The following is a 22,007-nucleotide window of genomic DNA, read 5'->3' as shown; positions in this document are numbered from 1 at the left end:
ACGATGACGATCAAGACCAAGTTCACCGAGGCATTCGGGGTCGAGCACCCCATCGTCCAGGGCGGCATGCAGTGGGTTGGTCGCGCGGAACTCGTTGCCGCCGTGGCGAATTCGGGTGCACTGGGCTTCATCACCGCGTTGACGCAGCCCACGCCGGCGGATCTGGCCAACGAGATCGCCCGCTGCCGCGACCTGACCGACAAGCCGTTCGGGGTCAACCTGACGATTCTGCCGACGATCAATCCGCCGCCGTACGACGAGTACCGCAAGGTGATCGTCGACTCGGGCATCAAGATCGTCGAGACCGCGGGCTCCAACCCGGCGCCGCACCTGCCGATGTTCCACGACAACGGGATCAAGGTGCTGCACAAGTGCACGTCGGTGCGGCACGCGGTGAAGGCGCAGAGCCTGGGCGTGGACGGCATCAGCATCGACGGGTTCGAGTGCGCGGGGCACCCCGGCGAGGACGACATTCCAGGGCTGGTGCTCATTCCCGCGGCCGCCGACAAGATCGAGATTCCGATGATCGCGTCCGGTGGTTTCGCCGACGGCCGCGGCCTGGTGGCCGCGCTGGCGCTCGGCGCCGACGGCATCAACATGGGCTCGCGGTTCATGTGCACGGTGGAATCGGCGATCCATCAGAACGTCAAGGAAGCGATCGTCGCCGGCAGTGAGCTCGACACCGAGCTGATCTTTCGGCCGCTGCGCAATACTGCGCGGGTGGCCAGCAACGCGGTGTCGCGCGAGGTCGTGCGGATCCTCGACAATGGCGGACAGTTCGAGGACGTCAAGGATCTGGTCGCCGGCGTACGCGGGGTCAAGGTGTTCGAGAACGGCGACCTCGATGCGGGCATCTGGTCGGTGGGCACGGCGATGGGGCTGATCAACGACATCCCGACCGTCGGCGAGCTGGTGTCACGGATTGTGGCCGAGGCGAAAGAACTGATCAGCGGGCGACTGGCCGGGATGATCGGATCGGATGAAGACGAGAGGGTTCCGGCATAGCCGGCTAGGAAGTTTGAGCTGACAGTAAGGCCGGCGCCGAGCAAACTTTGGCGCCGGCCTTCGGTCAGACGGCGGGTGCCAGCGGGTGCCAGTCGTCGAGTTGCTCCGAGGTGTCGCCTTCTACCAAGAGATCTCCGTGGTAGAGGGCGTCGAAGTCAACCTTGATGACGTCGGCGCTGGTGTCATCGATCCACATGCCAGTGAGCGTATGGGTCACCTCTAAGAAGACTTTGAGTCACGTTTCGGAAAACAGTGGCAATTCTTACCGACGGGTAGGGTCGGCCGGTTTGCCGTTGACCGCCATCAGTTATCGCTGATAAGTTACCGCCGGTACGTAGGTGCTGGGCGGAAGGATGTAGCGTGCTCGCCGGAATCGCTCGATTGGCCATCGCCGCGCCGCGGCGCGTCATCGCCCTCGCACTCCTGGTCATGGTCGGCGCCGCGGTGTTCGGCATTCCCGTCACGAAGAGCCTGTCGGCCGGAGGTTTCCAGGACCCCACGTCGGAGTCGGCGCAGGCCGCGACCATGCTGTCACGCACCTTCGGCCAAGGCGACATGGAACTGGTCGTCAGCGTCACCTCCCCGGCGGGTGCCCAAAGCCCGCAGGCGCGCGCGGCCGGCCTCGACATCGCACGCCAGCTGCAGGAGTCGCCGTTCGTCGCGCAGGTGACCTCGGCGTGGACGTCGGGTCCTGCCGCGGCGCCCGCCTTGATCAGCAAGGATGGCAACACCGGGTTGATCGTCGCCGGCATCTCCGGCACCGAAAGCCAAGCCCAGCAGCGTGCCAAGGCCTTGGCCGCCCAAGTGGCCCATGACCGCGACGGCGTGACCGTCAAGGCTGGCGGCGAAGCCATGATCTACGTGCAGATCAACGGTCAGAGCGAAAAAGACCTGCTGCTGATGGAATCGATCGCGATCCCGCTCAGCTTCCTGGTGCTGGTGTGGGTGTTCGGCGGACTGCTCGCGGCCGCGCTGCCGTTGGCGGTCGGCGGCTTCGCGATCCTCGGCTCGATGGCCGTTCTTCACGCGATCACGTTCGCCACCGACGTTTCGATCTTCGCGCTGAACCTGACCGTCGCGATGGGACTCGCGCTGGCCATCGACTACACCCTGCTGATCATCAACCGCTACCGCGACGAGCTCGCCGACGGCCGTCCGCGCGACGAGGCGCTGATCCGGACGATGGCCACCGCCGGACGCACTGTGCTGTTCTCGGCGATGACGGTCGCGCTGTCGATGGTCGCGATGGTGTTGTTCCCGATGTACTTCCTGAAGTCGTTCGCGTACGCCGGCGTCGCGGTGGTGGCGTTCGCCGCGGCGGCCGCGATTGTGGTGACGCCGGCGGCTATCGCGCTGCTCGGCGAGCGGCTGGACTCGCTGGACGTGCGCAAGCTCGGCCGCCGGATCCTGGGGCGGCCGGAACCCGTCGCGAAGCCGGTGCAGCAGACGTTCTGGTACCGCTCGACGAAATTCGTTATGCGCCATGCCATTCCGGTAGGCGTCGCGATCATCGCGCTGCTGCTCGCGCTCGGTGCGCCGTTCCTGGGCGCCAAATGGGGCTTCCCCGACGATCGCGTGCTGCCGCAGTCGGCGTCGGCGCGCCAGATCGGCGACAGCCTGCGCAGCGACTTCGCGGTGGACAGTGCCACGAACGTGACCGCAGTGATCTCCGACATGTCGGGGGTCAGCCCACAAGAGCTCGGCCGCTACGCCGCCGAATTGTCGACGGTGCCGGACGTCTCGTCGGTCTCCACACCGGTCGGCACCTTCGTGCGTGGTGCGCCCGCCGGGCCGCCGTCCGCCGCCACCGGGATGAAGGACAACAGCGCGTTCATCACGATCGGTAGTACCGCGCCGCTGTTCACCGCGGCCTCGGAAACGCAGCTCGACCGGCTGCACGCCGTCACCGGCCCCGGCGGCCGCGACGTGCTGCTGACCGGTACCGCGCAGATCAACCGGGACAGCAGCCATGCGGTCACGTCTCGCATCCCAGCGGTGCTCGCCGTGATCGCGGTCATCACGTTCGTGCTGCTGTTCATGCTCACCGGCAGTGTGGTTCTACCGCTGAAAGCCTTGCTGCTCAACGTGTTGTCGCTGACCGCCGCGTTCGGTGCACTGGTGTGGATCTTCCAGGAGGGCCACCTCGGCGCGTTCGGCACCACACCCACCGGCACGCTCGTCGCCAACATGCCGGTGCTGCTGTTCTGCATCGCGTTCGGGCTGTCGATGGACTACGAGGTGTTCCTGATCTCGCGGATCCGAGAGTTCTGGCTGCAATCGCCGCAGACGCGCGCCGCGAACGACGAGAGCGTCGCACTCGGTCTCGCCCGCACCGGCCGCGTGGTCACCGCCGCGGCGCTGTTGATGTCGATTTCGTTCGCCGCGCTGATCGCAGCGCAGGTGGCGTTCATGCGGATGTTCGGCGTGGGTCTCACGTTGGCCGTACTGGTCGATGCGACGCTGGTGCGGATGCTGTTGGTCCCGGCGTTCATGCATGTGCTGGGCCGGGCGAACTGGTGGGCGCCTAAGCCGCTGGCGCGCCTGCACGCGCGGTTCGGGATCAGCGAAGCGCCCGCACCCGCGACGAGGGAGACGGAACCGCGTGTCCAGTCCCGCGCCTAGTTCCGACCGCAGGCGGCGAGCTCCGCGCGGCTTCGGTGACCAGTTGCGCGAGGAGATACTCGACGCTGCCACCGAGCTGCTGCTGAAAACCGGTCAGGCCAAAGCGGTTTCGATCCGTTCTGTGGCCCAGCGCGTCGGCGTCACGCCACCGTCGATCTACCTGCACTTCAAGGACAAGGACGCACTGCTCGACGCGGTGTGCGCACGGTATTTCGAGAAGCTCGACGAAGAGATGCAGCGCGCCGCGGTGGGCCAGACCACCACGATGGACGTGCTGCGCGCCCAGGGTCAGGCCTATGTGCGGTTCGCGTTGCAGACGCCGGAGTTGTACCGGATCGCCACGATGAGCGAGGGACGCCCCGGCAGCGACGTCGACCTCACCCTCAACAGCTCGGCGTTCACGCACATGCGCGCGACCGTGCAGGCGCTGATGGACCAGGGCACCTACGTCCAGGACGACGCGACGACGACAGCGCTGGAGATGTGGACCGCCGCGCACGGCGTCGCGGCGCTGCTGATCTCCAAACCGTATCTGCCGTGGGGTGACGTCGAGCAGTTCACCGACCGGGTGCTGCGTGCGGTGTGCTGCGGACAGATCGTCAGCGGGATAATCGGCTACGACGCCAGCCCGCAGGACGCCATCAACGCGATCATGAAAATCAAAGAGGCAGAACATGACTGACGAAGCCACCCGCGTCGACAACCCGTTGTTCGCCCGGATCTGGACGGTGCTGTCGCGCCATGAGCCGCCGAAACTGCGCGAGCTGCGTCGGCGAAACCTCGCCGGGCTCACCGGCCGGGTGCTGGAAGTGGGTGCCGGCACCGGCTCCAATTTCGTGCACTACCCGACCACGGTCGAGGAGGTGATCGCCGTGGAGCCCGAGCCGCGGCTCAACGCGATCGCCCGCCGAAGCGCCCACACGGCACCGGTGCCGATCACCGTCGTGGATTGCGCGATCGAAGACTTGACGTCGGGCGCGCCGTTCGACGCCGTGGTGTGCTCGCTGGTGCTGTGTTCGGTCGAAGATCCCGAAGCCGTACTGCGGCAACTGTTTTCGATGCTGCGGCCCGGTGGCGAGCTGCGCTATCTGGAACATGTGGCCAGCGGCGGTGTCCGCGGGCGGATGCAGCGGCTGGCCGACGCGACGATCTGGCCGCGGCTCGCCGGCAACTGCCACACGCACCGCGACACCGAGCGGGCGATTGCCGCCGCGGGCTTCGTGCCTCAGACGGCCCGGCGCGAGTGGACGCTTCCGGGATGGGTTCCGGTGCCGGTGTCCGAGCACGCGCTGGGCCGGGCGGTGCGGCCCGCGTAGGTGCTCAGCCGACCAGCTCCACGATGCGGTCGAGCAACGTCGGAAGCGCACGCGCGGCGGTATCGCGGACCGTGACGGTCGCGAAGTCCGACAGCGGCGTGGTGTCGGGGTTGACTTCAATGACGGGGATGCCCTGGGCCAGTGCAGCCGACGGCAAACCCGCTGCCGGGTAGACGATCCCGGATGTGCCCACCACGATCACCACGTCGGCGGCAGCAACGGCGTCGACGGCCTGCTGCCACGGCTCGTCGGGCAGTGGCTCGCCGAACCACACCACGCCAGGACGGATCCGGCCGCCGCAGTCGCACAGCGGTGGGTCCAGGGCGCCGACGGGTTCGGTCATCTGAGGCAGATCGCCGCGATACTCCTTGCCGCACTCCGAGCAGCGGAACTCGAACAGACTGCCGTGCAGGTGGGCGACCTGGCGGCTGCCCGCACGCTCGTGCAGGTTGTCGATGTTCTGGGTGACGACGTGCACGTCGGCGTGACGCTGCCAGTCGGCCACCGCGTAGTGGCCGGGGTTGGGCTCGACGGATCGCACGAGGTGGTAGCGCCACAAGTACCACGCCCACACCACGTCGGGCTGTCGCAGCCACGCGGCCGGGCTGGCGAGCTCTTCAGGGTCGAAGGTCTCCCACAGGCCGGTCTGGGCGTCGCGGAACGTCGCAACACCGCTTTCGGCCGACATCCCGGCGCCGCTGAGCACCGTTACACGCACGGAATCCACGGTAGCGGCAGGTCGCGCTATGTTGAGCAGGTGTCCGAGTTGGCCGACTGGGTCCGGCTGGACAGCACGGCGGGCACACCGCTGTTCGATCAGCTGAGGACCCAGATCATCGGCGGCATCCGGGACGGCCGGCTGGCCGCGGGCACCCGGCTGCCGACGGTGCGCGCCTTGGCGAGGCGGCTCGGGCTGGCGGTCAACACCGTGGCGCGGACCTACCGCGAACTCGAGCTGGCCGGGTTGGTCGAGACGCGCGGCAGGCACGGCACCTTCGTCTGCGGCGCCGATCCCGGCGAGGCGGCGATGGCAGCGGCGGCGCGGTCATTCGTCGACGCGGCGCGGGCGCTGGGCGTCGGCGAACAGGAGGCCCTGCGCTACGTGGAGACAGCGTTCCGGTCGCAGGGTTAGCCGAACTCGAGAAGCGTCAGCGTCGGCCGGAACGGATCGAACAGCGGGAATCGCTGCAGCGTCCACACCAGCACGTTGAACACGGGTCCGCGCCCGCGGGGCAAAGGCAAGTCGTGCACGGCCCGCACTCCCGGCACCGTGTTCACCAACTCGGCGATCTGCGCCACCGACAAGCTGAACGGCATCGGGGGCACCCGATAGCGCAGCGAGGTGCGAAAGCCGCGCCGGATCAGCGTGGTAGCCGAGTGCGGAGGCAGGTCGAACATCATCTGGCCACCGGGGAACCGGCGCGCGCACTCGTTGATCAGGCCCATCGCTTCGTCGGGCTGCAGGTACATCAGCAGACCCTCGGCGGTGATGAACACGCCCGGCGCGGGGTCCACGTCGTCCATCCAGGAAAAGTCCAGTGCCGACTGCGCGCGTTCGGTGATCCGCTCGGAGCGCGGCAGCAACCGTCGGCGCAACTCGATCATCGGCGGCAAATCAACAGTGAGCCAACGGAATTCGTGACCGATGCCAGACGCGTCGAGCCGCCAGAAGCTGGTTTGCAGACCTTCGGCGAGCGCGACGACAGTGGCCGACGGATGTGCGGCGAGATAGCGCCGGGCGTTGTTGTCGAAAGCCAGCGCGCGCACCGCGACGTCTTGGCGCGGGCCCATGCCGAACTTGGCGAAGTCGTAGTCGATGGAGTCCATCAGCTTGATCGCCATCGGGTCGTCGATGATCCGATCCGGCCTGCGGGCTTCGTTTGCGCGCGCCCGCAACGTCATCAGTGCCGTCTCGGAGACGCCGGTCAGCGCGGTCGCGTCGGCACGGTGGCCGTTCAGGGAGCTCATCGTCGCGCCAGTTTACCGGCGCAGCACCTTCTCGAGCGTGCGCAGGTTGCGGGTGGTGGTCGACGACTTGTAGCGCTTTTTGCCCATGGTCTTGCCTATCGCGCTGTCGAGTGTCTTCGACCGTGGCACTTGCCAATAGATCACGCCGTTGCCGCTTTCGATCCGCTCGCCGGGGCCGGGTGACAGCGCTGCCAGTTCGTCGAGCACGTCGGGATCGGAGACGAACGTGACATACGAGTGGGTGTCGGCCACCTCGCGTTCGAAGGGATAGCTGTCGGAAATCTTTTGCAGGGTGTCGAGGTCATAGACCAAAACCCACGCGTCATAGCCGAACGTCTCGCGCAGCGCGGCCTCGGCTTTGGTGCGCACCGTGGTCGCCTCGGCTCTCGATTCCAGCAGGACGTTGCCGCTGGCCAAGATGGTCTGCACGTTGTCGAAGCCCGCGTCGGTGAGTGCCTTGGCCACGTCGGCCATCTTGAGGTTGACCCCGCCGACGTTCACGCCTCGCAAGAACGCGGCGTAGCGAGTCATTGGGTCATCGTAAGCGCGGCACTAGGACGTAGGCTCGCACTATGGCGCCCCAGGCTTTCGACGACAAGCTGCTCGCCGTGATCCGCGGAAACTCGCTGGGCGTGCTGGCCACCATCAAGCGCGACGGGCGGCCGCAGTTGTCGAATGTCTCCTACTACTTCGACCCGCGCACGGCGGTGATCGAGGTGTCGATCACCGAGCCGCGGGCCAAGACCCGCAATCTGCGCCGCGACCCGCGGGCGTCGATTCTGGTGAGCGCCGACGACGGATGGTCCTATGCGGTGGCCGAGGGGACCGCCGAACTGAGCCCGCCGGCTGCGGACCCGCACGACGACACGGTCGAGGGCTTGATTGCGTTGTACCGCAACATCGCCGGCGAGCATCCCGATTGGGACGACTACCGCAGGGCGATGGTCACCGACCGCCGAGTCCTGATGCGGCTGCCGATCTCGCACGTGTACGGCATGCCGCCCGGGATGCGTTAGCCGCGCTGGTTCTCGCGGCCCTGCAGCACGATCGCCGCCAGGCACAACGCCGCGAGCGCGGCGACCGCGACCGCGAATGCGATTCCGGCAGTGCGCAATCCCCAGGCTTCGGCGGCGAATCCCTCGCCGATCACCGGCAGCGAGATCGCGATGTAGGCGACGACGAAGTAGGTCGAACTCACCTCTGCGCGTCGATCCGGTGGCGTCTGCTCGGCCACAGCGGCCAACCCGCGGGTGAAACTGACGCCTTGTCCGGCGCCCGCCACCACGGCGCCGACAATCAGCAGCGGCAAGCTCGAAAACCCAAGGGCCGCAGCGATGATCAGCATCCCGACCGCCAACGTCGCGCAGCCGACAGCCACCGCGCGCTGGGGGTCGATCCGCCCGGACATCAATTGGGCGAGCGCGGACGCGGCGAAGATCGAGCAGACCACCCCGCCGGCGACCGCGTGGTTTTCGATGCCGATGATGCCTGCCACGAATGACGGCGACACGGCAGTGAACAGTCCCAGCACGGCGAAGCCGGCGAACCCTGCGGTTGCCGCGACGGCGAACGTCGCCCGGACATGAGGCGGCACCGCGAGCCGCTGAAGGCCGATGCGGCCTGAGCGCGGGCTGGTTTCGGGCGCGACGAGCACACCGGCGGCGGCGAGCGTCATCAGCCCAATGTGCACCACGAACGACAGCGCCAGCGGAGCGGGCGCGTACTGCACCAACAGGCCTGCCAGCAGCGGCCCCACGCCGAGGCCGCCGATGTTGGCGACGGTCGCGATCCCCGCGGCCCGGCCGCGCCAATGTTCGGGTGCCGCCTCGATGACGGCGGCAGTGGCGGTTCCGGTGGCCACCCCGGCCGACAGGCCCGAAAGCAACCGGCCCAGCAGCAGGTCGTCGACGCCGTTGGCGGCCAGGAATGCGACTGCACTACCGACCGCAAAAGCGATGGCTAACAACAACATCGGGCGCCTGCCCACCGCGTCGGACCAGCGGCCGAACAGCAGCAGCGCGGCAACCACCCCGCCGGCGTACGTCGCGAACACCACGGTGGTGGTCAGCACCGAAAAATGCATGCGCTCGGAGTACAGCGCATACATGGGCGTCGGCAGCGTGGTGCCGAGCATGAGCGCGGCGAACACGTACGCCAATAGTGGGAAGGCGAACGTGGTCCGCCGGCTGGTATTCAGCGCCTCGCGCTCCTGTCGTCCTGGGTCGGGGCTCTAGACTAGGCCGGTGCCGAAGCTGCAGTTGGTGGGTGATCCGGCCGCCGATGGGTTGCTCGACGACAACCCGATGGCGTTGCTGATTGGGATGCTGCTGGATCAGCAGGTGCCGATGGAGACCGCGTTCGCCGGGCCGAAGAAGATCGCCGAGCGCATCGGCGGCATCGACGCCCGCAAGATCGCCGACTACGACCCGGAGAAGTTCGCCGCGTTGTGCGCGGAATGGCCTGCGGTGCACCGGTTTCCGGGTTCGATGGCAAAGCGGATTCAGGCGCTGGCCCGCGAGATCGTCGACCGCTACGACGGTGACGCGGCCGCACTGTGGACGCAAGGCGACCCCGACGGCGCGGAAGTGTTACGCCGGCTCAGGGAGCTGCCGGGGTTCGGCGAGCAGAAGGCGCGGATCTTCCTGGCGTTGCTGGGCAAGCAGTACGGCGTCACGCCGAAGGGCTGGCGTGCGGCTGCGGGTGAGTACGGCAAGGCCGGCACCTACATGTCGATCGCGGACGTGGTCGACGCCGGCTCGCTGGAGAAAGTGCGGTCCTACAAGAAGCAGTTGAAGTCGGCAAAGAAGGGCTAGCTGAATGAAGACGCACATCAACTGTCCGTGCGGGGAAGCCATCACCGGCAAGGACGAGGACGACCTCGTCGAGAAGACTCAGGCGCACCTTGCCGAGGCGCATCCCGGTCTGGAATACGACCGCGACGCCATCCTTTTCATGGCGTACTGACGCGGGTTCGGCCTCCGGACGCGCGTTCGCGAGCGTGCACTCCCGCACACACAGCGTCGGCGTGTCGCCGCGCAAACACGCACCCTCGCGGGGGATGGGGGTTACGGCACGACCGTCGAGCCGATCGTCGGCAAGAACGTGCACTGCCGATCGACCGTGGTGACCTGGCCGAAGATCGTCGACATGATGCTGCCTGAGCCGGTGTCGGCGATCGCCACCAGCGTGGTCGGCCCGTTCGGGTTGATGTCGGGGTTCGGCTTGAGCGTCTCGGTGCCTGACTTGCCGGTCGTCAGGTTGACCCAGGTGACGTTCAGCGGAAGCTTCTGCTCGGCCGCGGGGCCCGGCGTGCCGACCGCAGTGAACACGTACGCGGTCTGACCCGCCTTCGGGCCGGGTTTCGGAATCGACGCCGGACCGGCCACCGAGATCGCGGTCGCGATCACGTTGCCGCCGTCGGCCAGGCAGCCGTTGCCGATCGACGGGTACATGAACTCCTGCGTCGGCGGGGCGTCAGGGCCGAACGCGGCGGGCGCCGGGCCGGGCGCTGGGGCAGGTGTTTCCGGAGCCGGAGCCGGTGCAGGCGCCGCGGCCGCGGGTGCAGGCATAGGAGCCGGGGCTGCGGCCGGAGCGGGCGCCGCGGGTGCCGTTGCGGTCAGGGCCCGGCCGGTGGGGTCGGGCGCGGCCCCGGGCGCCGGTGCGAGCGCATTTCCGGTGGCCGGCCCGACGACATGGGCCGGATCGATCCCGGTGGGCAGATGCGGCACGGTTCCGGGCTCGACACCAGCCGGGGGAACGTGCACCAGCGGGCTTCCGACCTGGGGTTTGTCGGAGGGCGAACTGGGCGCCGACGGAAGCAGTTGGTTGAGGTTGCCGGGCAGATTCACGTTGTTCGGCAGCTTGATCGAGAGGCCTTGCGGCGGCGGGCCGCCGGGACGGCCCGGCTGCTGCGCGAACTGGTTGACCGACGACGCGACCTGGCGGGAATCCGCCGGGGCGCCCGCGTTGCTGGCGAAAGCGGACGCGGCGTTCATCAGCATCGACGCGGCGCTGTCCGGGTTGGCCGCCGCCTGCTGAAGAACCGGGCTCAGCTGCTGGATCGCGGGCAGGCCCGGGGCCTGGGCGATGTCGATCGGGATCGGCGGCGGCAGCGGGTCGGCCGATGCCACCCCAGAGGTCGCCAGACCACTAATTGCCGCGGCCAGCGCGGCGATACCCGCGAACAGCTTCTGGGTGCAGGACACAGAACGTCTGTGGGTCTCGGTGGCAGGCATGCCTGCGAACGTATCCCGATACAGGAGTGACTCAAGTGACACGTGTGTCGTTTATGCGACCGTTACGCACCTGAGTGCCTTCGGTGATGTCGGGTCTGCCGGAAACCGGTCGCTAAAGTCGTGCCGGTAGAAACCATCACTTCTGCCCCGGCCCCCATGCGCGCCCGGTTGGCCACCACCGTCCCGCCGCTGCTGCTCCTGCTGAGCATCGCCGCGCGGCTGGCATGGACCTACCTCGCACCCAACGGCGCGAACTTCGTCGACCTGCACGTCTACGTCGGCGGCGCAGCCACGCTGGGCACCGGCCAGCCGCTCTTCGACTTCGTCTACGCCGACCAGACGCCGGATTTCCCGTTGCCGTTCACCTATCCGCCGTTTGCCGCCGTCGTCTTCTATTTACTGCACATGCTGCCGTTCGGATTTCTGTCGTTCGCCTGGACCGTCGGGATCATCGCGGCGCTCTACGGCGTGGTTCGCGTCAGTCAGCTGCTCATCGGGCGGGGCGGCCACCGCGCGGCGATGTGCTGGACCGCCGTCGCCATCTGGATCGAGCCGTTGCGCAGCACCCTGGACTACGGCCAGGTCAACGTGATCCTGGCGCTCGCGGTGTTGTACGCCGTCTACAGCAGGCGGTGGTGGTTGTCGGGGCTTCTGGTCGGACTGGCTGCCGGCATCAAGCTGACCCCGGCGATCAGCGGTCTTTACTTCCTCGGTGTAAAGCGTTGGGCCACTGCGGTTTTTTCGGGCATCGTGTTCGCCGGCACTGTCGTCGTCTCACTATTGGTGGTCGGCGAGCAGGCCCGCTACTACTTCACCCACCTGATCTTCAACGCCGACCGGGTGGGATCAGTGGCCACCTCTTTCAACCAGTCGTGGCGCGGCGCCATCAGCCGGATCCTGGGGCACGACGCCGGATACAGCCTTCCGGTGCTGGTGGCGATCGCCGTGACCGCGGTCTTGGCGGTGCTGGCGTGGCGCGCGATCGGCGCGGGCGATCCGCAGCAGCCGGACCGTCTCGGCGGAATCGTCGTTGTGGAACTGTTCGGCTTGCTGTTGTCGCCCATTTCCTGGACGCACCACTGGGTGTGGCTGGTGCCGACGATGATCTGGCTGATCCACGGCCAGCTGCGCGATCGCCGTGGGGCCCAAGTGCTGGGCTGGGGCTGGCTGGCGCTGACCATCATCGGCCCGCCGTGGCTACTGAGTTTCGCGCAGCCGACGATCTGGCAGACCGGTCGACCGTGGTACCTGGCGTGGGCCGGCCTGGTCTACGTCGCGGCCGCGGTCGCGACGCTGGCGTGGGTGGCCACTACTGGCCGACGATCTCGTCGATCTCTTTCGCCAGCGCCAGATCCTTCTCCGTGATCCCGCCCTCGGAGTGTGTCGAGAGCGCGAAAGTGACTGTGCGCCAACGGATGTCGATGTCGGGGTGATGGTCGGCGGCTTCGGCGCGCTCCGCGATGCGCCGGACCGCCTCGATGCCTGCAAGAAACGAGGGAAACTTCACGGAGCGGCGCAGCGTGTTGTCGACGCGTTCCCAGCCGGCGAGGTCGGACAGCGCGGCGTCCACTTCGTTGTCGGAGAGCACGGCCATACTGCGACCGTATACCGTTTGCGGCCATGGGGCAGACACTCGTCGTGGCGGGTGCGCTGATCGTCGACGGGGCTCTTCTGGTGGCACAGCGAGCCCGGCCGCCCGAGCTGGCCGGATGCTGGGAGTTGCCCGGCGGCAAGGCGGGTCCCGGCGAGACGGACGCCGCAGCGCTGGCCCGCGAGCTTGCGGAAGAACTGGGTATCGTGGTGTCCGTCGGCCCGCGGGTCGGCGACGACGTCGCACTCGGCGACACGATGACGCTGCGCGCTTACCGGGTTACGCAGACATGCGATCGCGCCGTACACGCACATGACCACCGCGCGTTGCGCTGGGTGCGCGCCGCCGAACTCGCCGAGCTGAATTGGGTGCCGGCCGACCGGGCGTGGATTGCCGAGCTGACGCGGTTGCTGTCAGCAGACATCACGACCCAGTAGCGCGGTCCCACACCAAGCCTGTGGACGCCTTGGTCGGGGCATCATGCAGGGGGCGCTGCAGAGCTGGGACTCGCCCGTGACCGTCGACCGGCTGGACCCGTTCGTCCAGCCGGACTTGTGTGTGGCGCGCCTGGCCGCCGACTGAGTTCGACGCCGGCGGTCGCGGCCTAGGGTCTGAAGTCATGGGCTTGCCCGACGAGGTGTACACGCGACTGCTGGCGCTGCGCACCGAGATGCGCCGCTTCGAGCGGTGGAGCGCCGAACAGGCGCAATCGGCCGGGCTCACGCCGATGCAGCACCAGTTGCTGCTCGCGATCCGCGGCCACGCGGACCGGCGCGGCCCGACCATCGGCGAGGTCGCCGAATACCTGCTGTTGCGTCCGCACAGCGCAAGCGAGTTGGTCAACCGTGCCGTCGCCGCAGGCCTCGTCGAGCGCGTTCGCGACAGCACTGACCAGCGGGTGATGCGGTTACAGCTCACCGAGGCGGGCGCGCAGCGCCTCGAGTCGCTGACGGCCATGCACGTCGAAGAACTGCAGCGGCTGGCCCTGCAGCTGCCCGAATCGTAAGCCCCTCAGCTTTGGTACCGCTGCTGGGGCAGGTGCATCCCATGCAGGGGATGCCACAGCGCAGGATGACGGAAGTGCAAGCAATCCTGTTGTGGCCGTTCGGTATTCGAGGACATCAGATGATTGCACACGCCGCACCGCACGACGTACAAGTCGCGCGCCATCCCGCGTAACCCAGCCCAGATCGCGGCGCTAGCACCGGTAATACGATATTTCTCAGCGCGGTCAGGTCGGCACGTGGCGGGGGCCACTTTCGCGGGGCTGCCACAATTTGCGGGTGGACTTCCGGAATGTCGCGATCGTCGCGCACGTCGACCACGGCAAGACAACCCTGGTCGACGCGATGCTGCGCCAGTCCGGCGCGCTGAGCCATCGCGGCGACGACGCGCTCGAGCGCGTCATGGACACCGGTGATCTCGAGCGCGAAAAAGGCATCACGATCCTGGCCAAGAACACCGCGGTGCACCGCCACCACAAAGACGGCAGCGTCACGGTCATCAACGTCATCGACACCCCGGGTCACGCCGACTTCGGCGGCGAGGTGGAGCGCGGCCTGTCCATGGTCGACGGCGTGCTGCTGCTCGTCGACGCGTCCGAGGGCCCGCTGCCGCAGACCCGCTTCGTGCTGCGCAAGGCGCTGGCCGCGCACCTGCCGGTGATCCTCGTCGTCAACAAGACCGACCGGCCCGACGCGCGCATCGCCGAGGTGGTCGACGCCAGCCACGACCTACTGCTCGACGTCGCCTCCGACCTCGACGACGAAGCGCAGAAGGCCGCCGAACATGCGCTCGGCCTGCCGACCCTGTACGCGTCGGGTCGTGCGGGCATCGCGAGCACGGTGGCGCCCGCCGACGGCAACGTGCCCGACGGAACCAACCTCGACCCGCTGTTCGACGTGCTGCTCGAGCACATTCCGCCGCCGTCCGGAGACCCCGACGCGCCGCTGCAGGCGCTGGTCACCAACCTCGACGCGTCGGCGTTTCTGGGTCGGCTGGCGTTGGTGCGCATCTACAACGGCCGGCTGCGCAAGGGCCAGACCGTCGCGTGGCTGCGCGAAGGCGGCGTCACGAGCGCCAAGATCACCGAGTTGCTCGCCACCGAGGGGATCGAGCGAAAACCCACCGAGGAAGCGCAAGCGGGAGACATCGTCGCGATCGCCGGCATCCCCGACATCATGATCGGCGACACGCTCGCCGACCCCGACGCGCCAAAAGCCCTGCCGCGCATCACCGTTGACGAGCCGGCCATCTCCGTGACGATCGGCACCAACACCTCGCCGCTGGCCGGAAAAGTGCCGGGGCACAAGCTGACCGCACGGATGGTGCGCGCCCGTCTCGACCAAGAGCTCGTCGGCAACGTGTCTATCCGGGTCGTCGACATCGGCCGCCCGGACGCGTGGGAGGTGCAGGGTCGCGGGGAGCTGGCGCTCGCGGTGCTCGTTGAACAGATGCGCCGCGAAGGCTTCGAGCTGACCGTCGGCAAGCCGCAGGTGGTGACCAAGACCATCGACGGGAAACTGCACGAGCCGTTCGAGGCGCTGACCATCGACTGCCCGGAGGAGTACGTCGGCGTGGTCACCCAGCTGATGGCCGCCCGCAAGGGCCGGATGGTCGAGATGGCCAACCACACCACCGGCTGGGTGCGCATGGAGTTCGTCGTCCCCAGCCGAGGGCTCATCGGGTTTCGCACCGACTTCTTGACCGAGACCCGCGGCACCGGAATCGCCAACGCGGTGTTCGACGGCTACCGGCTCTGGGCCGGGGAGATCAGGTCCCGGCACACCGGCTCGCTGGTGTCCGACCGGGCGGGCACCGTCACCCCGTTCGCGCTGCTGCAACTCGCCGACCGCGGAACGTTTTTCGTCGAACCCGGCCAAGACACTTACGAGGGCATGGTCGTGGGGGTGAACCCGCGCGCCGAGGACCTCGACGTCAACGTCACCCGCGAAAAGAAGCTGACGAACATGCGCAGCTCGACCGCGGACGTCATCGAGACGCTGGCCAAACCGATCGAACTGGATCTCGAGCAGGCCATGGAGTTCTGCGCAGCCGACGAGTGCGTGGAAGTGACGCCGGAAATCGTTCGGGTGCGCAAGGTCGAACTGGACGCCACGGCCCGCGCACGTGCGAAGGCGCGCGCGAAGGCAGCCAACCGCGGATAGCGGACCGTCGTCATTACCCTGTAGTGCGTGCCGGCCCCTTCGCTCCGCGTCGTCGTCGCTCTTGCCGGCGCACTCGCGATGCTCTCGGCCTGCACCGTCAGCCCGCCGCCTGCGCCGCAGAGTACGGACACGTCGCAGAATCCGGCGCCTCCGCCGGCGCGGGCCTTCCAGATCATCATGGGCATCGACTCGATCGGCGCGGGCTTCAACCCGCACCTGCTGTCAGACCAGTCGCCGGTGAGCGCCGCCGTCGCCGCGCTGGTGTTGCCCAGCGCGTTCCGGCCAGTGCCCGACCCCGCCACCAGCACCGGCTCGCGCTGGGAGATGGACACCACGCTGCTGCAATCAGCCGAGGTCACCAACACGAATCCGTTCACGGTCACCTACAAGATCCGGCCTGAGGCGCAGTGGACCGACAACGCGCCGATCGGTGCCGACGACTTCTGGTACCTCTGGCGCCAGATGGTCAGTCAGCCCGGGGTGGTCGATCCCGCCGGCTACAACCTGATCACGGCGGTGCAGTCGATCGACGGCGGAAAGCAAGCTGTGGTGACGTTCTCGTCGCCGTATCCGGCGTGGCGTGAACTGTTCAGCGACATCCTGCCGGCGCACATCGTCAAGGACGCTCCCGGCGGGTTCCCGGCCGGGCTCGCGCGGGCCATGCCGGTGACCGGCGGACAGTTCCGCGTGGAGAACATCGACCCGCAGCGCGACGAGATCCTGCTGGCCCGCAACGACAGGTTCTGGGCGGCGCAGGCGCTGCCGGACCACATCCTGCTGCGCCGCGCGGGCGCGCCGGCTGCGCTGGCCGACTCGATGCGCAACGGCGACACCCAGGTGGCCCAGGTACACGGCGGCGCCGCCGCGTTCGCGCAACTGTCCGCGATTCCAGGCGTGCGCACAGCTCGGATCATGACGCCGCGGACCATGCAGATGTCGCTGCGGGCGGTTGCACCCAAGCTCGCCGACCCGCGGGTGCGCAAAGCGATCCTCGGGCTGCTCGACGTGGACCTGCTGGCTGCCGTCGGCGCAGGCAGTGACAACACCGTCACGCTGGCGCAGGCGCAGGTGCGCTCGCCGTCGGATCCTGGTTACGTGCCGACTGCGCCCCCTGCGTTGAGTAAGGACGCCGCACTGAGCCTGCTGACCCAGGCCGGATACGACATCGACACCGACGCGCCCGCGCCGACGGCCTCGACTCCGCCGTCGGCCGGATCGCGTACCAACGAGCCGCCGCCGCCCGCCCCGGAGTCGACGCGCGGGCGGATCAGCAAGGACGCAGTGCCGCTGACGTTGGTGATCGGGGTGGCAGCCAACGACCCGACCTCCGTGGCGGTCGCCAACACGGCCGCCGATCAGCTGCGCAGTGCTGGAATCGCGGCGTCCGTGCAACCGCTGGACCCGCCGGTGCTCTACGGCGACGCGGTGCCCAACAACCGGGTCGACGCCGTCGTGGGCTGGCACCGGGCAGGCGGCGACCTGGCCACCGAACTGGCCTCACGCTACGGGTGCACGGCGCTGCCGGGGCCCGCGGCCAACGGCACCACCACCACGACGCCGCCCGCTGTCACCCCCGCATCCGGAACCGAGGGTGATCCGAGCGCTCCCATCCAGGTGCCCAACAACATCACCGGCCTGTGCGATCCGTCGCTTCAGCCGCGCATCGACGCAGCGTTGATGGGCCACGTCCCAATCGGCGAGGTGGTCAACTACGTCGAGCCCAGGCTGTGGGAGATGTCGACCGTGCTGCCGATCCTGCAGGACGCCACGATCGTGGCCGCCGGCCCGCGCGTCGAGAACGTCAGCTTGTCCGGCGCCGTGCCGGTGGGCATCGTCGGCGACGCGGGCCGCTGGGTGAAGATGCCGCAATAGGTCCCAGGTCTTCGATGTCTGACTCCGAACGTTCCGGCTCCGACACACCACGGCTGCTGTTCGTCCACGCCCATCCCGACGACGAGACGCTGACCACCGGCGCGACGATCGCCCATTACGCCAGCCGTGGCGCCGACGTGCGCGTGGTCACCTGCACGCTGGGCGAGGAGGGTGAGGTGATCGGCGAGCGCTACGCGCTGCTGGCCGTCGACCACGCCGACCAGCTGGGCGGCTACCGCATCGCCGAGCTGACGCGGGCGCTGGCGGCGCTGCGTGCCGGCGAGCCGACCTTCCTCGGCGGCGCGGGCCGGTGGCGCGACTCCGGGATGGCCGGTACACCGCCGCGACGCCGGCAGCGGTTCATCGACGCCGGGGACGCGGCGGTGGCCGAGCTGACGGCGCTGGTCGAGACGTTGCGGCCGCACGTCGTCGTCACCTACGACCCGGGCGGCGGATACGGCCACCCAGACCACGTCCACACCCATTCCGTGACCGCGGCGGCCCTCGCGCGCTCCGCTTGGGCGGTGCCGAAGTTCTACTGGACGGTGCTGTCGTCGTCGGCGGTCGACGCCGGCCTCACAGCGCTCGGCGACGTTCCCGACGGCTGGATCAAACCCGCGCCGGGCGACATCACGTTCGGGTTTCCCGACCACCAGATCGACGCGGTGGTCGACGCGAACGACCATCTGCCGGCGAAGATCTCGGCATTGCGCGCACACGCCACTCAGGTCAGCGTCGCACCCGACGGACGATCCTGTGCGCTGTCCAACAACGTGGCGCTGCCGATCAGCGGCCAAGAACACTACGTGCTGGCGGCGGGCACGGCCGGGCCGCGCGACGGCCGGGGCTGGGAAACCGACCTGCTGGCCGGGCTCGACCTTGGCTAGCCGCAGGCGCGCCGCGTAAGCTTCGACCACACCAGCGCCGCAAGGGAGGGACTGGCATGGACCCGGATCTGGATCCGCAACTGGAGTACTGGCAGTGGCATGCCGACAGCTTCCAGTGGGTGATCGGCTCGCTGGTGAGCGTTCTCGACAGCATCCCGACCTGACCGGTTCTCCCGCTGCCGCCGGCGTGCGTGGCCGGGCGGGTTCTGCCGTGCGCGCTGTCGTGCTGGCGCTGCTTGCGGTCGACGGCGTGATCTCCGCGGTGCTGGGCGCGATCTTTTTGCTCGTCTACGTCGGCAAGGTTCCGTTTCCCATCAGCGCGCTGGTCAGCGGACTCGTCAACGCGGTGCTGGTCTGGGCCGCTTCGCAATGGACGTCGTCGCGGGCCCTTGCGGCGCTGCCGCTGTGGACGTTTCTGTTGACGCTGGCAGTGATGACGTTCCCCGGCCCAGGCGGTGACGCATTCTTCGGCGGGCCGGGTTTCGGTCAGTGGGCGCCGGCGCTGCTGTTGATCCTCGGGGTCGTGCCGCCCGCGATCATGCTGCGACGCCGCGGACTACGCTGACATCCATGCCTCGCGCCCGGAAGATTTTGCATCCCACAGGAGTTACACCACCGTGGCGTTGACCCCCGGCGACGATCTCCCCGTGCTGCCCACACCCGTGGTGCCACCAAAACCGAATGCGTCGGCGTTGCGTCGCGTGTTGCGGCGCGCCCGCGACGGCGTGGCGCTCAACGTCGACGAGGCCGCTCTTGCGATGACGGCCCGCGGGGCGGACCTCGCCGACCTGTGTGCCAGCGCAGCCCGCGTTCGCGACGCCGGATTGCAGGCCGCCGGGCGGCTCGGGCCGTCGGGCCGGCTGCCGATCAGCTATTCGCGCAAGGTGTTCATCCCGGTGACGCACCTGTGCCGCGACCAGTGTCACTACTGCACGTTCGTGACCGTGCCGGGAAAGTTGCGGGCCGCGGGCATGGGCATGTACATGGAGCCCGACGAAATCGTCGACGTGGCCCGCCGCGGCGCCGAATTGGGTTGCAAAGAGGCGCTTTTCACGCTCGGTGACCGGCCCGAACAACGGTGGCCGGAGGCCCGGCAGTGGCTGACCGAGCGCGGCTACGACAGCACCTTGGACTACGTGCGGGCGATGGCGATCAGGGTGCTCGAGGACACCGGACTGCTGCCGCACCTGAACCCCGGCGTCATGTCGTGGGCGGAGATGTCGCGGCTCAAGCCGGTCGCGCCGTCGATGGGCATGATGCTGGAGACGACGTCGCGGCGGCTGTTCGAGACCAAAGGCCTGGCGCACTACGGCAGCCCGGACAAGGATCCGGCCATACGGCTGCGCACACTGACCGACGCGGGGCGGCTGTCGATTCCGTTTACCACCGGATTGCTGGTCGGCATCGGCGAGACGTTGGTGGAGCGGGCGGAGACGCTTTTCGCGATTCGCAACGCGCACAAGGAGTTCGGGCACGTCCAGGAAGTGATCGTGCAGAATTTCCGCGCCAAGCCGGCGACCGCGATGCGCGCGGTTCCCGACGCCGACATCGACGACTTCGTCGCGACAATCGCCGTTGCCCGGCTGATACTGGGCCCGAAGATGCGCATTCAGGCGCCACCGAACCTGGTGTCGCGCAACGAATGTCTGGCTCTTGTCGGTGCCGGCGTGGACGACTGGGGTGGGGTGTCGCCGTTGACCCCCGACCATGTGAACCCCGAGCGGCCGTGGCCGGCGCTCGACGAGCTGGCCGCGGTGACCGCCGAGGCGGGCTTCGAGCTGGTGCAGCGGCTCACCGCGCATCCGCCCTATGTGCTGGCCGGTGCGGCGTGGATCGACCCGCGGGTGCGCGGGCACGTCGCGGCGCTGGCCGACCCCGCGACTGGGTGGGCGCGCGACGTCAATCCGGTTGGGCGCCGGTGGCAGGAGCCCGACGCAGCGCTGCAGTCCAGCGGGCGGGTGGATCTCAATGCGGCGATCGACACCGAAGGCCGGTTGACGGAGGCCCGCAGCGACTTGGGCAGCGCGTTCGGCGACTGGGAGTCGGTGCGCCAGAAGGTCGCCGAGCTAGCGGCCCGCGCGCCGGAGCGGGTGGACGCCGACGTGCTGGCGGCCTTACGCTCAGCCGAGCGGGACCCGGCCGGCTGCACCGACGCGGAATATCTCGCGCTCGCAACGGCCGACGGCCCGGGGTTGGATGCCGTTGCGGCGTTTGCCAATTCGCTGCGGCGCGACGCCGTCGGCGACGACGTGACGTTCGTCGTCAACCGCAATATCAACTTCACCAACATCTGCTACACCGGCTGCCGGTTCTGCGCGTTCGCCCAACGCAAGGGTGACGCCGACGCCTACACGCTGTCCTACGACGAGGTGGGGGAGCGGGCGCACCAGGCGTATCTGGACGGTGCCACCGAGGTTTGCATGCAGGGCGGCATCGACCCGGAGTTGCCGGCCACTGGATACGCCGAACTGGTGCGTGCCGTCAAGGAGCGGGTGCCTGACATGCACGTGCACGCGTTCTCGCCGATGGAGATCGTCAACGGTGCAGCGAAAAGCGGTGAGAGCATTCGGGATTGGCTGATCGGCCTGCGCGAGGCCGGACTGGACACCATACCTGGCACAGCCGCTGAGATTCTCGACGACGAGGTCCGCTGGGTGCTCACCAAGGGGAAGCTGCCGACCTCGGCATGGATCGAGGTGGTGACGACAGCGCACGAGGTTGGGCTGCGGTCCAGCTCGACGATGATGTACGGCCACGTCGACACCCCCAAGCACTGGGTCGGGCACCTGCGGATCCTTCGTGACATCCAAGACCGCACAGGCGGTTTCACCGAGTTCGTGCCGCTGCCGTTCGTGCATCAGAACTCGCCGCTGTACCTGGCCGGTGGTGCCCGTCCCGGCCCGACCCACCGCGACAACAGGGCGGTGCACGCGTTGGCGCGGATCATGTTGCACGGCAGGATCTCTCATATCCAGACCAGCTGGGTCAAGCTGGGGGTCGAGCGCACGCAGGTGATGCTCAACGGCGGCGCGAACGACCTCGGCGGCACGCTGATGGAGGAGACGATTTCGCGGATGGCCGGCTCTGAATACGGCTCGGCCAAGACGGTGGCCGAGCTCGTCGAGATCGCGGCAGGCATCGGCCGGCCAGCACGCCAGCGGACAACGACGTACCTGCCGCTCGCCGCTTAGTTCCCCTTCGTGCCGCGAGCGTGCGTGTCTGCGCATCGACACGCCGGCACCTGCGTACCCGAGCGCACGTTCGCGCCGCGTCCGTTGTGCGCACTTGCGCATCCATCCACAGACTGGCCGTCGGTGTCCCTATGACGGACAACGCCGTTCGAC

General features: G+C 68.3%; 23 protein-coding genes and 1 pseudogene. 17 read left to right on the top strand and 7 right to left on the bottom strand.

What is annotated here, in order from left to right; genetic code table 11:
- Positions 1-3 precede the first annotated feature (3 nt).
- Positions 4-1,005: an NAD(P)H-dependent flavin oxidoreductase gene (locus AC5Y39_RS11820; protein WP_500018672.1), complete on the top strand. Its 1,002-nt coding sequence runs from the start codon at positions 4-6 to the stop codon at positions 1,003-1,005.
- Positions 1,006-1,069: 64 nt separating this feature from the next.
- Here the strand turns inward: AC5Y39_RS11820 and AC5Y39_RS11815 are convergent, their stop codons facing one another.
- Positions 1,070-1,201: a hypothetical protein gene (locus tag AC5Y39_RS11815; protein WP_499909694.1), complete on the bottom strand. Its 132-nt coding sequence runs from the start codon at positions 1,199-1,201 to the stop codon at positions 1,070-1,072.
- A gap of 164 nt (positions 1,202-1,365) precedes the next feature.
- Between AC5Y39_RS11815 and AC5Y39_RS11810 the strand changes: the two genes are divergently transcribed.
- From AC5Y39_RS11810 to AC5Y39_RS11800, 3 genes are read left to right on the top strand one after another with little or no spacing between them, the layout of a single operon-like run.
- Entirely contained in the window at positions 1,366-3,627 is a 2,262-nt protein-coding gene (locus AC5Y39_RS11810; RefSeq protein ID WP_500018673.1) for an MMPL family transporter, read from the top strand.
- Positions 3,608-4,309 carry a TetR/AcrR family transcriptional regulator gene (locus tag AC5Y39_RS11805; RefSeq protein WP_500018675.1) on the top strand — a complete coding sequence of 234 codons (702 nt, stop codon included), beginning with the start codon at positions 3,608-3,610 and terminating at the stop codon, positions 4,307-4,309. Before AC5Y39_RS11810 ends, AC5Y39_RS11805 begins: the two co-directional genes overlap by 20 nt.
- A complete protein-coding gene (locus AC5Y39_RS11800) occupies positions 4,302-4,943 on the top strand; it encodes a class I SAM-dependent methyltransferase (protein WP_500018677.1) in 642 nt (213 codons plus the stop codon). Before AC5Y39_RS11805 ends, AC5Y39_RS11800 begins: the two co-directional genes overlap by 8 nt.
- A gap of 4 nt (positions 4,944-4,947) precedes the next feature.
- On the opposite strand, the gene AC5Y39_RS11795 is transcribed toward AC5Y39_RS11800, so the two are convergent.
- On the bottom strand, positions 4,948-5,661 hold the full coding sequence (locus AC5Y39_RS11795; RefSeq protein WP_500018679.1) for an NAD-dependent deacylase: 714 nt from the start codon (positions 5,659-5,661) through the stop codon (positions 4,948-4,950).
- A 39-nt stretch (positions 5,662-5,700) separates the two neighbouring features.
- Here AC5Y39_RS11795 and AC5Y39_RS11790 point away from each other — a divergent pair, with 39 nt between their 5' ends.
- Entirely contained in the window at positions 5,701-6,075 is a 375-nt protein-coding gene (locus AC5Y39_RS11790) for an Rv1152 family transcriptional regulator (protein WP_499914370.1), read from the top strand.
- Here AC5Y39_RS11790 and AC5Y39_RS11785 read toward each other — a convergent pair.
- Both AC5Y39_RS11785 and AC5Y39_RS11780 read right to left on the bottom strand, forming a co-directional pair.
- The gene (locus AC5Y39_RS11785; RefSeq protein WP_500018681.1) at positions 6,072-6,911 is read right to left on the bottom strand and encodes a class I SAM-dependent methyltransferase; all 840 of its coding nucleotides are present in this window, start codon (positions 6,909-6,911) and stop codon (positions 6,072-6,074) included. The two genes, AC5Y39_RS11790 and AC5Y39_RS11785, sit on opposite strands and share 4 nt — an antisense overlap.
- 12 nt (positions 6,912-6,923) lie before the next feature.
- A complete protein-coding gene (locus AC5Y39_RS11780; protein ID WP_500018683.1) occupies positions 6,924-7,442 on the bottom strand; it encodes a DUF1697 domain-containing protein in 519 nt (172 codons plus the stop codon).
- Positions 7,443-7,483: 41 nt separating this feature from the next.
- Here AC5Y39_RS11780 and AC5Y39_RS11775 point away from each other — a divergent pair, with 41 nt between their 5' ends.
- Positions 7,484-7,927 carry a PPOX class F420-dependent oxidoreductase gene (locus AC5Y39_RS11775; RefSeq protein WP_499914374.1) on the top strand — a complete coding sequence of 148 codons (444 nt, stop codon included), beginning with the start codon at positions 7,484-7,486 and terminating at the stop codon, positions 7,925-7,927.
- On the opposite strand, the gene AC5Y39_RS11770 is transcribed toward AC5Y39_RS11775, so the two are convergent.
- Positions 7,924-9,108 (bottom strand): MFS transporter, encoded by a 1,185-nt coding sequence (locus tag AC5Y39_RS11770; protein ID WP_500018840.1) that lies wholly within the window; start codon positions 9,106-9,108, stop codon positions 7,924-7,926. The genes AC5Y39_RS11775 and AC5Y39_RS11770 overlap by 4 nt on opposite strands.
- Before the next feature lie 46 nt (positions 9,109-9,154).
- Here AC5Y39_RS11770 and AC5Y39_RS11765 point away from each other — a divergent pair, with 46 nt between their 5' ends.
- Together AC5Y39_RS11765 and AC5Y39_RS11760 are read left to right on the top strand one after the other, a co-directional pair.
- Positions 9,155-9,724: an HhH-GPD-type base excision DNA repair protein gene (locus tag AC5Y39_RS11765; protein WP_500018685.1), complete on the top strand. Its 570-nt coding sequence runs from the start codon at positions 9,155-9,157 to the stop codon at positions 9,722-9,724.
- A 4-nt stretch (positions 9,725-9,728) separates the two neighbouring features.
- Positions 9,729-9,875: a DUF1059 domain-containing protein gene (locus tag AC5Y39_RS11760; protein WP_499909713.1), complete on the top strand. Its 147-nt coding sequence runs from the start codon at positions 9,729-9,731 to the stop codon at positions 9,873-9,875.
- Between the two features lie 101 nt (positions 9,876-9,976).
- Here AC5Y39_RS11760 and AC5Y39_RS11755 read toward each other — a convergent pair whose 3' ends face one another.
- Positions 9,977-11,146 carry an Rv1157c family protein gene (locus tag AC5Y39_RS11755; RefSeq protein ID WP_500018687.1) on the bottom strand — a complete coding sequence of 390 codons (1,170 nt, stop codon included), beginning with the start codon at positions 11,144-11,146 and terminating at the stop codon, positions 9,977-9,979.
- Positions 11,147-11,302: 156 nt separating this feature from the next.
- Here AC5Y39_RS11755 and AC5Y39_RS11750 point away from each other — a divergent pair, with 156 nt between their 5' ends.
- On the top strand, positions 11,303-12,511 hold the full coding sequence (locus AC5Y39_RS11750; protein WP_500018842.1) for a mannosyltransferase: 1,209 nt from the start codon (positions 11,303-11,305) through the stop codon (positions 12,509-12,511).
- Here AC5Y39_RS11750 and AC5Y39_RS11745 read toward each other — a convergent pair.
- Positions 12,456-12,740, bottom strand: coding sequence for a 4a-hydroxytetrahydrobiopterin dehydratase (locus AC5Y39_RS11745; protein ID WP_500018689.1), 285 nt, complete (start codon positions 12,738-12,740; stop codon positions 12,456-12,458). The genes AC5Y39_RS11750 and AC5Y39_RS11745 overlap by 56 nt on opposite strands.
- A gap of 26 nt (positions 12,741-12,766) precedes the next feature.
- On the opposite strand from AC5Y39_RS11745, the gene AC5Y39_RS11740 reads away from it, so the two are divergent.
- The 8 genes and pseudogenes from AC5Y39_RS11740 to AC5Y39_RS11705 all read left to right on the top strand — a co-directional run bounded on the left by AC5Y39_RS11740 (position 12,767) and on the right by AC5Y39_RS11705 (position 21,854).
- Entirely contained in the window at positions 12,767-13,174 is a 408-nt protein-coding gene (locus AC5Y39_RS11740; protein ID WP_500018691.1) for an NUDIX domain-containing protein, read from the top strand.
- A 37-nt stretch (positions 13,175-13,211) separates the two neighbouring features.
- A pseudogene (locus tag AC5Y39_RS11735) lies at positions 13,212-13,319 on the top strand (transcriptional regulator); the annotation flags it as partial.
- Between the two features lie 37 nt (positions 13,320-13,356).
- The gene (locus AC5Y39_RS11730) at positions 13,357-13,743 is read left to right on the top strand and encodes a MarR family winged helix-turn-helix transcriptional regulator (protein ID WP_500018693.1); all 387 of its coding nucleotides are present in this window, start codon (positions 13,357-13,359) and stop codon (positions 13,741-13,743) included.
- 277 nt (positions 13,744-14,020) lie between these two features.
- Entirely contained in the window at positions 14,021-15,904 is a 1,884-nt protein-coding gene (typA, locus tag AC5Y39_RS11725) for a translational GTPase TypA (RefSeq protein ID WP_500018695.1), read from the top strand.
- A 78-nt stretch (positions 15,905-15,982) separates the two neighbouring features.
- A complete protein-coding gene (locus AC5Y39_RS11720) occupies positions 15,983-17,776 on the top strand; it encodes an ABC transporter family substrate-binding protein (protein ID WP_500018844.1) in 1,794 nt (597 codons plus the stop codon).
- A gap of 14 nt (positions 17,777-17,790) precedes the next feature.
- The gene (gene mshB / locus AC5Y39_RS11715) at positions 17,791-18,663 is read left to right on the top strand and encodes an N-acetyl-1-D-myo-inositol-2-amino-2-deoxy-alpha-D-glucopyranoside deacetylase (protein ID WP_500018697.1); all 873 of its coding nucleotides are present in this window, start codon (positions 17,791-17,793) and stop codon (positions 18,661-18,663) included.
- A gap of 115 nt (positions 18,664-18,778) precedes the next feature.
- Positions 18,779-19,228 (top strand): hypothetical protein, encoded by a 450-nt coding sequence (locus AC5Y39_RS11710; protein WP_500018699.1) that lies wholly within the window; start codon positions 18,779-18,781, stop codon positions 19,226-19,228.
- Positions 19,229-19,280: 52 nt separating this feature from the next.
- Positions 19,281-21,854: a bifunctional FO biosynthesis protein CofGH gene (locus tag AC5Y39_RS11705; protein WP_500018700.1), complete on the top strand. Its 2,574-nt coding sequence runs from the start codon at positions 19,281-19,283 to the stop codon at positions 21,852-21,854.
- Positions 21,855-22,007: the final 153 nt, after the last annotated feature.

The organism is Mycobacterium sp. NGS39 (genome assembly GCF_059812765.1).
This window is presented reverse-complemented; position numbering and strand designations above follow the sequence as displayed.

Coding starts and splice junctions, on each gene's coding strand:
- AC5Y39_RS11815 (WP_499909694.1), bottom strand. CDS start 1,201: ATGTGGATCGATGACACCAGCGCCGACGTCATCAAGGTTGACTTCGAC.
- AC5Y39_RS11730 (WP_500018693.1), top strand. CDS start 13,357: ATGGGCTTGCCCGACGAGGTGTACACGCGACTGCTGGCGCTGCGCACC.
- AC5Y39_RS11785 (WP_500018681.1), bottom strand. CDS start 6,911: ATGAGCTCCCTGAACGGCCACCGTGCCGACGCGACCGCGCTGACCGGC.
- AC5Y39_RS11800 (WP_500018677.1), top strand. CDS start 4,302: ATGACTGACGAAGCCACCCGCGTCGACAACCCGTTGTTCGCCCGGATC.
- AC5Y39_RS11775 (WP_499914374.1), top strand. CDS start 7,484: ATGGCGCCCCAGGCTTTCGACGACAAGCTGCTCGCCGTGATCCGCGGA.
- AC5Y39_RS11750 (WP_500018842.1), top strand. CDS start 11,303: ATGCGCGCCCGGTTGGCCACCACCGTCCCGCCGCTGCTGCTCCTGCTG.
- AC5Y39_RS11745 (WP_500018689.1), bottom strand. CDS start 12,740: ATGGCCGTGCTCTCCGACAACGAAGTGGACGCCGCGCTGTCCGACCTC.
- AC5Y39_RS11760 (WP_499909713.1), top strand. CDS start 9,729: ATGAAGACGCACATCAACTGTCCGTGCGGGGAAGCCATCACCGGCAAG.
- AC5Y39_RS11755 (WP_500018687.1), bottom strand. CDS start 11,146: ATGCCTGCCACCGAGACCCACAGACGTTCTGTGTCCTGCACCCAGAAG.
- AC5Y39_RS11820 (WP_500018672.1), top strand. CDS start 4: ATGACGATCAAGACCAAGTTCACCGAGGCATTCGGGGTCGAGCACCCC.
- AC5Y39_RS11720 (WP_500018844.1), top strand. CDS start 15,983: ATGCTCTCGGCCTGCACCGTCAGCCCGCCGCCTGCGCCGCAGAGTACG.
- AC5Y39_RS11780 (WP_500018683.1), bottom strand. CDS start 7,442: ATGACTCGCTACGCCGCGTTCTTGCGAGGCGTGAACGTCGGCGGGGTC.
- mshB (WP_500018697.1), top strand. CDS start 17,791: ATGTCTGACTCCGAACGTTCCGGCTCCGACACACCACGGCTGCTGTTC.
- AC5Y39_RS11740 (WP_500018691.1), top strand. CDS start 12,767: ATGGGGCAGACACTCGTCGTGGCGGGTGCGCTGATCGTCGACGGGGCT.